This is a genomic window from Paraburkholderia sp. CI3, from assembly GCF_050436505.1.
Taxonomy (GTDB): Bacteria; Pseudomonadota; Gammaproteobacteria; order Burkholderiales; family Burkholderiaceae; genus Paraburkholderia; species Paraburkholderia tuberum.
In genome coordinates this window covers 1126694-1138302 of record NZ_JBNDMI010000004.1, presented here as the reverse complement: position 1 = coordinate 1138302, position 11609 = coordinate 1126694, and the positions used below count along the sequence as shown (strand labels likewise).

General features: G+C 63.6%; 5 protein-coding genes. 1 reads left to right on the top strand and 4 read right to left on the bottom strand.

Annotation, left to right across the window (positions count from 1 at the left end):
- Nucleotides 1-15: 15 nt before the first annotated feature.
- The 3 genes from OKW29_RS26620 to OKW29_RS26610 form a co-directional block, all read right to left on the bottom strand.
- Nucleotides 16-2256: a ParB/RepB/Spo0J family partition protein gene (locus OKW29_RS26620; RefSeq protein WP_429293212.1), complete on the bottom strand. Its 2241-nt coding sequence runs from the start codon at nucleotides 2254-2256 to the stop codon at nucleotides 16-18.
- A gap of 134 nt (nucleotides 2257-2390) precedes the next feature.
- Entirely contained in the window at nucleotides 2391-3224 is an 834-nt protein-coding gene (locus OKW29_RS26615) for a DUF932 domain-containing protein (protein ID WP_429293211.1), read from the bottom strand.
- A gap of 805 nt (nucleotides 3225-4029) precedes the next feature.
- A complete protein-coding gene (locus tag OKW29_RS26610; protein WP_429293210.1) occupies nucleotides 4030-4665 on the bottom strand; it encodes a TetR/AcrR family transcriptional regulator in 636 nt (211 codons plus the stop codon).
- Nucleotides 4666-4757: 92 nt separating this feature from the next.
- Here OKW29_RS26610 and OKW29_RS26605 point away from each other — a divergent pair, with 92 nt between their 5' ends.
- Entirely contained in the window at nucleotides 4758-5531 is a 774-nt protein-coding gene (locus tag OKW29_RS26605; protein ID WP_429293209.1) for an SDR family oxidoreductase, read from the top strand.
- Nucleotides 5532-6089: 558 nt separating this feature from the next.
- On the opposite strand, the gene OKW29_RS26600 is transcribed toward OKW29_RS26605, so the two are convergent.
- A complete protein-coding gene (locus OKW29_RS26600) occupies nucleotides 6090-11597 on the bottom strand; it encodes a trifunctional serine/threonine-protein kinase/ATP-binding protein/sensor histidine kinase (RefSeq protein WP_429293208.1) in 5508 nt (1835 codons plus the stop codon).
- Between the last annotated feature and the right edge of the window lie 12 nt (nucleotides 11598-11609).

Genomic DNA, 11609 nt, shown 5'->3' with positions numbered 1-11609 from the left:
GGGCGAAAGGTGGGATCACGCTACGAGGGGGCCGGATTGCGCGCTGTCCATGCTGTCCGAAGTCGGGTACGGCCACGACGTCAGCGGGCTACTGGCGACAGGGGCGGCTTCTGCGTCGGCGGGCGTATCGTTGACGTGTTCCGTGCCGTTACCGGCATCCGGCTCAGCATCGACGTCTTCGTCTTCCGGTGTGTCGTCCGCGCCGTTGCCGGTATCGCCCGCATCGGCGCCGTCTTCATCCTCGTCGTCACGGTTTTCCCGTGACGGCGTGGCCGGGGCTTCGCGATCGGTGAGTATTTCCGGGAGCCATGCCACCTTTGCGAGCCGAAGCTCGGCGGCGGCTGCAGCGTCGGTCTTCTTCATCTTGTTGAGGTCGGTGGCGGCTTTCGGTGACACGGCAGCGGAGACAACGTCCGCGATGCGTGCCTTGCTGACGTGATCGAAATACGTCGCACGCGTCGGCGTCCAGTACCGGGTCATGTCGAGGTTCAGCGCACCCGCAAGCGTGTTGATCGCATGCGGTTTTTCCTCGCCCGCGATGCCGTCGAGCAGGGTGCCGGTGCAGAATGCAAGCAGGTCGAGCAGCGTCGTGACGGGGTCCTGTTCGATCAGCCACGGCAGCAGGTCCGCTCGTCTGGCAGGCAGTTCATCGATCCAGCGCGTCCGCTGCGTCTCGATGGCGTTCCACGCGGGGCTGGCGGGCAGGTCGTCGGCCGCGCGCAGCAGACTGTCGTGGTTGTTCTCGCCGGATAGTGTGAGATAGCTGCGCGCAGACGTGTGCCCGAAGTGCTCGGGCAGTGCCTTCGGGGTCAGGTAGTGCAGCAGGGCGACGAGCGCCATGGCGGGCTGGGCGACCAGTTCCGCGTGGACGGCGGCAGTACGGTGCGCCGTGAGCCGCTGGCAGAGCTTCGCGCTGTGGACGGGTTTGATCTTCAGAGCCTTGGTGGACGGCGCGTCCGGGCCTTCGGCTGCGGCGATGCCGGTGACGGTTGCCCCTGCCGCGTCCAGTGCCGCGCTGTTCTCGCGCCGCACGAGGCCGCGCTCGATGACGAACTCACCCTGCGGCCCGACAATCACGAATGCGCCCGTCTCGGCCATCTGATGCGTGTCCCATGCGAGCGCTCGGTTTTCGAGTGCGATGAGCATCGCATTGACCCGCTCAATTTCGTCGTTGAGCCGGTCGGCTTCCTCATAGGCGCTTTCGTCGTCCTCCGCCAGTGCTTCGATTTTTTCGGCGAGTTCATCCTGCTGCGCGGTGAGGGCGTCCATTTCGCGCTGCTCGTCCTCGGTGTATGGGCGCTGAACCGGGCGCAACCTGCCGTGGCGGTTCAGTTCGGCAAAATCGCGTTCGATGCGCGTTTCCGTCCAGCCCCATCCCTCGGCCCGCACTTCGGCGGCAGCAGCGTCGAGCTTCTGCGCGACGAGCTTCTGCAGCAGTTCGGCGTCGGCGATGTAGCCTGAGTTTTCGTCGTCGCTGAACAGATCGCGGCGAATGTGGCCGCCCGCTGCTTCATAGGCGGCGAGGCCGACGAATCGGACGAGGCGGCTGCGGCTCGCATCGATTTCGGCGCGCGTGATCGCCTGTCGCAGGTAGTTCGGCTGGCGCTGCCACCCGTTCGCGTCGGACCAGATGTGTTCCTGCGTTTCGTGGTCGTCTGCGAGGGCGAGTGCGGCAAGCTGTTCGAGCGTGATCGCGTCCTCGCGCAGCTTGGCGAGCAGCTTGGGCGATACGTTGGCGAGCTTCATGCGCCACTTGACCGTGAGCGGCGAGGCGGAGAAAAGCGCCGCGATGTAATCGACGCTACGCCCTTCCTCGGCCAGCATCCGGTATGCGCGCAGCACGTCGAACGGGTCGAGTGCTTCGCGTTCGCTGTTCTCGATCAGCGAAATGGCGAGGGCTTCGCCTTCGCTGACGATTCGCACCGGCACCGGATAGTCGGCCACGATATGCTTCTGTTCGAACAGCAGGTCGAGCGCGGCTTCCCGGCGCTGGCCCGCGCAGACGCCATACCGGCGCTGCTTGCCACGCGATCGCTTCATGTCGTGGACGACGAGGTTTTGCAGCAGGCCCCTCGCCCGGATGTTGGCGGCGAGCGCCGGGATCCCCGACAGCGGTTTCGTGCGGGCGTTGAGCGGTGAGGGCCGCAGGCTGGAATACGGTACGGTGACGAGCGGCTGTTCGTCGCCGAAGTTGGTTTCGAGCGGCGAGACGGCTTCGTCGGTGTTCGCCTTGACGGTTTCGACTTGAGCTTGCATGACTGACTCCAGAAAAATAAAAAGGAAGGTTCCGGGTCGGGTGCTGTCCGATTCCACCAGGACGTGACCCGGATAGGAGTCTTGATGGAATGTGACGGAGCGAGGGAGGCAAAACGCTCCCGCCCCTGCGGCGCTTACTCCTTCATCTGGCGCATGGCGTCAGCGAGCATCCACAGCGCACGGTTGAGCTTCACGTTCTGGTCGATGCCGGTGATGGGGCGCGTGGACATGGCGCGCCCGCTGCGAGAGCGCCCGTGCAGGCCGCCTTTGGCGAGGTTTTCCTGCACCCGGTTAAAGACCGTCCAGAGATCGTCGTGGCGATCTTCGAAACGGCGCGGCACCAGTAGCTGACTTTCGGTGACCGGGGCGGCTGCCTCGGCGTCGGTCGGGTCGTAGCGCAGGGCGAGGGCGGAGCGGGCGAACGCATGCTGTTCGTCGAGGTTCAGTTCGACGGCTCGCATACCTTCCTTCTGCTCGCGGATCAGGTCGAAGCCGTCGAGAACGTCAAACGCGCCGTTAATCACGTTCTGTACGACGTTGCCTTTATGCGGTACGCGAATATCGGCGATGTTGTCGCCCGCGACCATGCCGTTCCGACAGACAAAGCGGAACGTGCCTGCGAGCATCTGGTGGCTGCTGGTGCCGTCATGAGAATTCAGCAGCACGATCTCATCGGCTTTCTCGCCAGTGATCTGATCAGCATGGCGAAGCCGCAGCATGTGCTTCGTGAATTCGCGCTTGCCCTGATCGCGCACGCGGGTCTGGCAGATCATGAACGGTTGGAAGCCTTCGTTCCGAAGACCGCGCAGGACGTCGATGGTCGGAATATAGGTATAACGTTCCGAACGGCTTTCGTGCTTGCCATCAGCGAAGATGGACGGGGCGACGCGCCGGATCTGATCGTCTGAAAGCGGCGAGTCAGCGCGCAGCATCGGGGAGCCGTAATGGAAAGAGGAAGCGAGTTGCATGGCAGTCTCCACAGTCAAGGTTGAGGACCTGAACCGGGCGATGGAATGTGGTTTGCCTTTGCGGCTGGACACTTTCCGGTGGAACTCGGGGTCGGCTTTGCTGCCGCCTGGCTCCCTGGTTCCCGCCCGTGCGACTCGAGGAGCCGATAGCGGGCAGGCGTCAAGGAAAAAGGCGAGGGAGGGGTGCGGGCAACACGGTCCCTCACCCCTTGATGCGTGGCCGCTATCGGCTACGGTCGCGGGTCAAGGGCGGGGAGTTGGGAGCCGGGTGCATGCCGTGCCTCGGGTTGACCGGGCAGGGTTTGGCGCAGGACCCGCGGCGATGTGATTGATCGTGATACCGAAATAGACAGTGGGGTATGGCTGTGCCGCGGCTTGGTGACCGAGACGGGATTGAACGAGGCACGCGGCCCGGTTCATACTGCGACAGCTCGCTATCTTCAATCATCCCTGCAGTCCATCTGCCGTCGTTAGGGGCGCCGCGGGATCTGCGGCTGTTCAACCACGACTAGCGGCCATTCACTGACGCGAGGCTGAATACAGCTTCTCGGCCAATGCCGACGTTGGAGAGGACGTGGTTGTACGTCGGCAGTGGGACGGATTGCCGACAGTGGCAGCATCGAGCGGCCGAGCGGCCGCTTCCTGCATCAGCGAACTCACACTCCCGACCCGTAGCGGACGTTTTGCGACCTCTTTCTAAGGTCCGGCATGCGCGCGGGGGACGTTCGCGTATCGATCTCGCTTGACTCCTTGTGGCCGAACCTCAGCGGTACAGCCGTGTCGTCTTTGGTGAAAACCAATGCACTCACGGGACCGGGTTCCGGCGATGACCTTGGGGCCAAGGCCATGCCGACAACGCAATATCAGCCAGCCGCTTCAGTGTTGCCCTGCATGCGCGGTCACAGGCTTGCGCCGACATGCCTTGCACAACGGCGCAATAAAAGCGTGCGAGAGCTTCGGTGTCGGTCTCAGGGGCAAGCTCGCCCTCGGCGACGGCACGGTCGAAGCGTACCTTGATGGCCTGTAGCCCAAGCTCCCGCCGCGCGGCGACCGTCTGGGCGACAGACTCGCTCTTTTCGGCATGTTGAAGAACAGCATTCGAAATCATGCAACCGCGCGGCCGTCCCGGGTCAGTAAAGCGTGCCGCGGCGTCGTGCAGGTAGAACGCTATCGCATCGTAGGCCGGCATCTTCCCTTGCAGCGCTTCCAGACACTGCTTGTTCTCACGCTCGCTGATATGGTCGAGCGCCTGTCTGTAAAGGTCCTCCTTCGAACCGAACGTTGCATAGAGGGACGGCGGCGGAATGCCCATGGCCTGGGTCAGGTCGGCGATCGACGTGCCCTCGTATCCACGCTCCCAGAACAGCCGCGCGGCGACATCGAGCCCCACATCGCGGTCCAGCAACCTCGGTCTGCCACGTTTCCGGGCGGGTTCGCTCATTTTTATATCGAGTCCTACAAAAATCGTTGACGGTGGCTTCCAGTATAAATATGCTAGTGATCACTATAAATTTTATCGAGAAGGAGTGATCGATGTCTGAAAAACTTTCAAGCAAGGTGGCCCTTATAACAGGAAGCTCGCGTGGTATCGGCCGTGCTGTAGCACTGGCCTTTGCGAGAGAAGGGGCCGCGCTCATCGGTGTGCACTACGCCAGCAACGCGGATGCTGCTCACGCCACCATCCGCGAGATCGAGGCGCTCGGATCAAAAGCCGTCGCTATCAATGCGGACTTGGGTCGCGGGAAAGAAGCAACGGACAGTACCTGGGAGCAGTTCAGGGCAGCCGCGATCGCCGCCACGGGCGAACCTCGGCTTGACATTCTCGTCAACAATGCTGGCGTAGCACCGGCGATTCGCCTGTCTCAGACCAGTGAGTCCGTCTTCGACGAGGTCATGACCGTCAACTTCAAGGCACCGTTCTTCCTGATTCAGGCTGTTGCAGATCACATCCGCGACAATGGACGAATCATCAACGTTTCGACGGGCTTTACGCGTGTCGCGGCTCCAACGCATCCTGCCTACGCCGCGTCGAAAGGTGCCCTTGAAACCCTCACACTGGCGCTTGCCCCTGAGTTCGGTCCTCGCGGCATCACGGTGAATACGGTTATGCCGGGCGTGACGGAGACTGACATGAATGCGGCGTGGATAACGGTACCGGAGGCGCGCGCCGGCGCGGAGGCCATGTCGGTGTTCTCGCGAGTGGGTCAACCTGCCGATGTGGCTGACGTCATCGCCTTCCTTGCATCGAATGAGGCACGCTGGACTACGGGACAGGTGATCGACGCGACGGGCGGTGCCCGCCTCTAACCATTGCGTCCGCTAGATATTAAAGGTCGCGCCAGCGCGTAAAGGATGGTGGACGTATGCGTACGTGCACTACTAAACGAGAGAAATGGCGCGACTCGCTCGCGTCTCCAAGCCCCACCATGGGCGAAGCCTTCTGGTGGTGGGCATGGCCGATGCGAGTCCTATTTCATCTCCAGGCCATCGGCTCGTCACCTGATGGCAAACAGCCGCGTCAACTACAGTTGCCCGGTGGCAATCGAGTGATCCTGTGACCGGAACCGCGCGGGCTGCGGACATTGGCTTCATGCGCGGCACTGTCCGTTTGTGGCCGATAGCCCCAGTTCGATGAACGTTCCGAAGAACTGCCGTTGAAAACTTCAACGGCGGCTTAGGGGCGGCCTCTGTGAGCGAGTACAGTCGGCCATCTTGAGACACTCCTAGGCGCGCCGGGGCGCACATTGCAACGTCGGCTTCGAGGCCCACACAGCGGACGCTGGCCGATCGACCATAGCTGCCGCATCGCCGGCTCAGCCGGCTCGCGGACCGCAACCGCCAGAAAATTGCTCGCGCTGCGTGCAATCACGATGAAAGTTCTGGATAAACCGGCACGGTGAACTGAAAGACAGCGCCGCGCGGCATGTTCGCGCTCGCCCACAATCGGCCGCCGTGTGCTTCGATGATCGAGCGGCAGATTGACAGTCCCATCCCCAAACCGGCGGACTTCGTTGTGTAGAACGGGGCGAAAACGTGTTCGGCGCTGTTCGCGGCAAAGCCCGGCCCCGAATCGAGCACCGCCACGAGCACGCAGCCAGCGTCGGCTGTCCTAGTGGTGACTATCAATTCTCGTGCGCCATCGCTGACGCCGCTCATCGCCTCGATCGCGTTGATGACCAGATTGAGGAGGACTTGTTGCAGTTGCACTCGGTCGCCTTCGATATGCGGCAAACCCCCCGCGAGTTGCGTCTGCACCGAGGCGCCGCGCTTCGTTGCTTCGCCACGCGTGAGCTCGATCACCTCGCGGATCGCCTCGTTGAGGTCCATCCGTTCCTTCCGTGGTGGCGCCTTCTTGATCAGCTCACGAATCCGGCCGATTACGTCCCCCGCCCGCTTGCCGTCGCTAACGATCCACTTGAGCGACTGCCGCGCCTTCTCCAGATTAGGAGGCTGGGCGCTCAGCCAGTGCAGCGCCGCTTGGGCGTTAGTGACCGTCGCGGCGATTGGCTGGTTGACCTCATGGGCGATCGAGGCCGTGAGCTGGCCCATTGTGTCAACGCGGTTTGCGTGCGCCAACGCCGTCTGCACTTCGCGGTAGCGCCGTTCGCTTTCGCGCGCTTCTTCGTCGGCGCGCTTGCGCTCGGTCAGATCGAGCACGAACGCGACGCCTTCGTTCGCACTTGCGTCGAACGTGGCCAAACCGACCAGGACGGGCACGCGGCTGCCGTCCTTCCTGATGTACTCCTTCTCGTAAGGCTGGGCGCGCCCCGTCTGCCCGGCCTCCACCAGAGCCCGTTCGCTGCCCGCGACCCATTCCGGCGGCGTCAGATCCCTCCAGCGCACGCGACCTGAGGCGAAATCCTCGCGGTCGTATTCCACGATGCGAAGAAATGCGTCATTGGCCTCAAGAATGTCACCTTCGGCATTCCAGACGACGATGCCGATGATATTGGCGTCGACGAGGCGCCGGATCTTCGCTTCGCGTTCCGCGAGGTCGCGGTACAAACGGGCATTCTCCAGCGAGATCGCGGCCTGCGAGGCCACCAGCTTCAGCACGGCGATCCGGGCCGGGCTGAACACGCGGACAGTCAGATTGTTTTCGAGGTAGAGCGCGCCGGTCAGCTTGGCCTGATTCATCAGGGGCAGGCAGAGAATCGAACGGGCACGATGCTGACGGATGTAAGGGTCCGTCGCAAACGGGGGCTCGGCCACGGCATCGTCGAGAATGACGCTCTCGCGGGTGCGCAGGACGTGGTAGAGGACCGACTCCGGTAGCATCCCGGCGCTCACCGGCACATCGCGCAGCTGCAACTGGGTCGCGTCGCCGCCGGTCGTCGCTTCCGCTGCTATCCGTTGTTCGCCGCCGTCCGACAGAATCAACAGGCCGCGCTCGGCGCCCGCCTGCTCTGTGGCCGTGCGCATGAGCGTATCCAGCAGCTTCTCCAGCACTATCTCGCCCGAGACCGCCTGCGACACCTTGATGACGGTGGCGAGGTCGAGGTGCTCGACCGGCGTCGCGATCGTGCTTGTCGGGTCGGGCGCGGACTCTTCTGTTCTAAGGTGCGGATACCTCTCCTCGAGTTGTCGCACTTTGCCGTCGGCGCCCCAACGCAGGTAGCAGTAGCGGGCCTTTTGCAGACACACGTGCGCAATCTCTTCGACCCCGCGCACGGCGTAAAAGCGCGCGGCCACTTCGTAGGCGAGCGCTTCGTTCTGGACGAAGCCGTTGTCACGCGCCGAACCAATCGCCTGTTCGTAGAGGCGCATCGCGTCACCATCGCGGTCCTCCAGGCGGGCGATCTCGGCGCCCACCAGCGCGGCGCGGTTCTCGAAATTCTCCGGGCAATTCTCCGCCCAGACCTGCAGTTGCCTGTGATGCGTAGCGACAGCGTCCAGGTGCGGCCGCCGCTCGTCGGCCCGTACGGTGTCGCAATAGGCGGCTTGCGTCAGCGCGCCGTAGAAGTGATATTCGGCTTCCTCGTAGAACGCGACTGAGGTCCAGAGCAGCCGTTGCGCCTTCGATGCCGCGTCCAGGGCGGTCGCATAGTCGCCCGCTATGTAGCGCGCCTGCAATTTCCGGATCCAGTACCAAAACGCAGCGATCGCCAGGGCCGGGTTGCCGGACAAATGGCGTTCGATACGAAGCTCATTGAACCGCCCGTCGTCAAAGCAGCCAAATTTCAGCGTCAAGCCACGGAGCATCCGGATCAATGCGAGCTGCGCTGCGATGATGTCAATGACGAGGCCGAAGCGCGCCTTCTCGACGAACGCGATGCCACGTTCGGCTTCGCCTTGCACCTCGGGCAGCGGATCGCCGGCGAAGAGCAGGTCCGAGTTGAGAGAGTCGCACGCATAGGCTGCATACGTGAGGTCTCCGATCCGGTTCGCCGCTTCGAAAGCGCGGCGCAGCAGATCACGGCAGGCCCGCACGTGTTTCATCCAGGGCGCGACAAAGACCGCGAAGCGATGATACGTGCGGGCCTCGAAACGTTTGAGCCCGCGTCGTTCGACCAGCTCGTAGCCGAGCTGGCCGAATCGAAATCCGGCCTGGTAGTCGCCGAAACGCGGTCCGGCGATTCTGGCGAGCATGACATAGGCGACACATGAAGCATCGCAGTTGCCGACTTCGAGGCTGAGACTGACCGCCTTGCAGGTCGTCAGGGAAGCCAGGTTCGCATCCGTAAACAAGGCCGCCCCCCAGAACTTGATTAATACATCGACGGTGGCCAGCGATGCCGGGTCGCTCATCGGCGGCAAATCGATGAGATCCTCGACTGTCCGCTCCCCCAGCAGTGACCAGATGCTCTCGTATTCGCGTCGCACCTCCTCGTCTTTCGGATGGGGGGACCACGCGATGCCGACCTGCCGGAGGTAGTTCAGACATACAGCGACCGCGCGGCCGGCCTGATCGAGGGCCGTGCAGACATCAATGTGCAAGCACGCGACGATCGCTTGTTCGACCGTTGTCGTGGTACGAGTCGACAGCGCCGCCAATCGCTCCTCTGCGACCGATAACTGGCCGGTGAGGAATTCGCATTCGGCCCAATTCAGCTCTAGCGCAAAGATCAGCTCATGCCGTCGCGCCCAGCAATCCTCCGCCAACTGCGCCGCACCAGCGACGAGATAGGCGAGCGCCGCGGCGTAGGCGGTGGCCCCCTTGGCGCGCTTGCCTGCGATCAGGTTGAACTCGGCGAGTTGGTCCCGCTCCTCCTGGTCGGTGATCAGCGCGGCGCCGCGGTTGAGCTGACTGACGATGTCGAAGATCGCCTCCTCCCGCTTCTCGGGAGGTGTGTGTGCCGCGAGCAAGCGACCGATCCGGAGGTGGGCCTCGGCGCGGGATGCTTCCGGGATCAGCGAATGAGCGGCTTCCTGGACCCGGTCGTGGATGAATCTGTACGAACCTTCCAGGCGCTCGATCAGTTCCTCACGGACCGCCGGCCACAGCGCCGCATGCACCTGCTCCTCCGAAGTGCCGAGAACGATCGCAAGCATCGCGATCGCGGCGGTGTTGCCGAGGCAGGCCAGTAGCTGCAACGCCTGCTGCGTGTCGGCCGGCAGGCGGGTCACGTTGCCAACCATGAGATCGACGACATTGTCGGTGCAACCCTTGGCATAAATGCGATCGAGATTCCAGGACCAGCACGCCGCGTCATAATCGAAGGTGAGCAAATCCTCGTCCGCAAGTGCGTGCAGAAACTGAATCACGAAGAACGGGTTGCCGGCGGTCTTCTCATGCACCAGTTGCGCCAACGGCGCGGCGCGGTCAGGTTCGCAGTGAAGGGCATCCGTGATCAGGTGCTCTATGTGCTCACGGGCGAGCGGCGCAAGCGTGATCTCATTGATCCGCGCGCCCGTGTTCCTGATGGCCTGAAGCTTGACCATCAGCGGATGCGTGGCTTCGACTTCATGGTTCCGGTACGCGCCAATCAACATCAGATGTTGCAGATCCGACTGGGTCAGCAGATCCTCGAGCAGGTCGAGCGTCGCCGCGTCGAGCCACTGCAGATCGTCGAGAAAGAGCGCGAGCGGATGGTCCGGTCGGGCAAATACACTGATGAAGCGGCGGAACACCTGCTGGAAACGGCGTTGCGCCTGCTGTGGCTCGAGCTCCGGGACCGGCGGCGGGTCGCCGATGATGAGCTTCAGTTCGGCGATGAGGTCGGTCATGAGCCGTGCATTCGGGCCCAGCGCTTCCAGCAACGCGTCGCGCCAGCGCGCCAGGTCGGTATCGCGCTTGCCGAGAAGCGGCCGCACCAGGCCTTGAAACGCCTGCACCAGCGTCGAATAGGGAATGTCGCGCTTGTACTGGTCGAACTTGCCCGAGGCGAAGAGCCCGCGCGACGGCACCAGCACCTTGTGCAGCTCATTGACGAGCGCGGATTTGCCGATCCCGGAATAGCCGGACACCAGTATCAATTCCGGGGTGCCGCTTTTGACGACGCGGTCGAAGGACGCGAGCAGGGTTTCGACCTCGCGCGCCCGCCCGTACAGCTTCTCGGGAATCAGCAGCCGGTCGGGGGTGTCGCGTTCGCCCAGCGGGAAGTCATCGATGCGGTGCTGACGCTCCCAATCGGCCAGGCAGTGCTGCAGGTCGCGCTCGACGCCGGCCGAGGTCTGATAACGCTCCTCCGCGGTTTTGGCGAGCAGCTTCATGACGATCTGGGAGACCGCAGCAGGGACCGTCTCCGACCGCTCACTGGGCGGCACCGGCTGTCTGGCGATATGGCAGTGCACCCATTCCATGGGGTCGGCGGCCGTAAACGGCAGCGCGCCGGTGAGCATCTGATAGAGCGTGACGCCAAACGAATAGAGGTCGCTGCGCGAATCGATCGAGCGGTTCATCCGGCCGGTCTGCTCGGGCGCCATGTAGGCGAGCGTGCCGGCGATGGTCTCGGGCGGCGCGGGCGCCTGTCGTTCGCGCGGCAGCCGCGAGGCGAGGCCGAAGCCGGTGAGCCGAGCCTGGCCGTCCGCGCAGTTCACCAGGATATGAGCCGGCTTGAGGTCCTTATGGACGAGGCCGCGCTGATGGAGCTTGCCGAGAGCCGCGGCGATGCCGATGGCGAGGCGCAAAACCCTGCCCACCTCCATGGGCGCGCCGAGCAACCGCGCGAGCGGCTCACCGCCCGGATCCTCGAGCACCAGCAGAGTCCGGCCGCCTTCGCGCACCAGCTCCAGTGGCCGCACTGCCCACCCGCCATCGAGTTCGTCCTTCAATTCGAATTCGTGCGCGAGGCGATCGAAGCTGGCGGGTGGTGGATGTTCGGCGGCGGGCCGCGCAATCAGGAGGTTGTTGCCATCGCCATCGCCCGGGCGCCGCCCTCGAGAGAAGACGCGCTCGCCATCGTCCCACAAGATTTGAAAGCTGTTACGCATCGCGCCGGAACC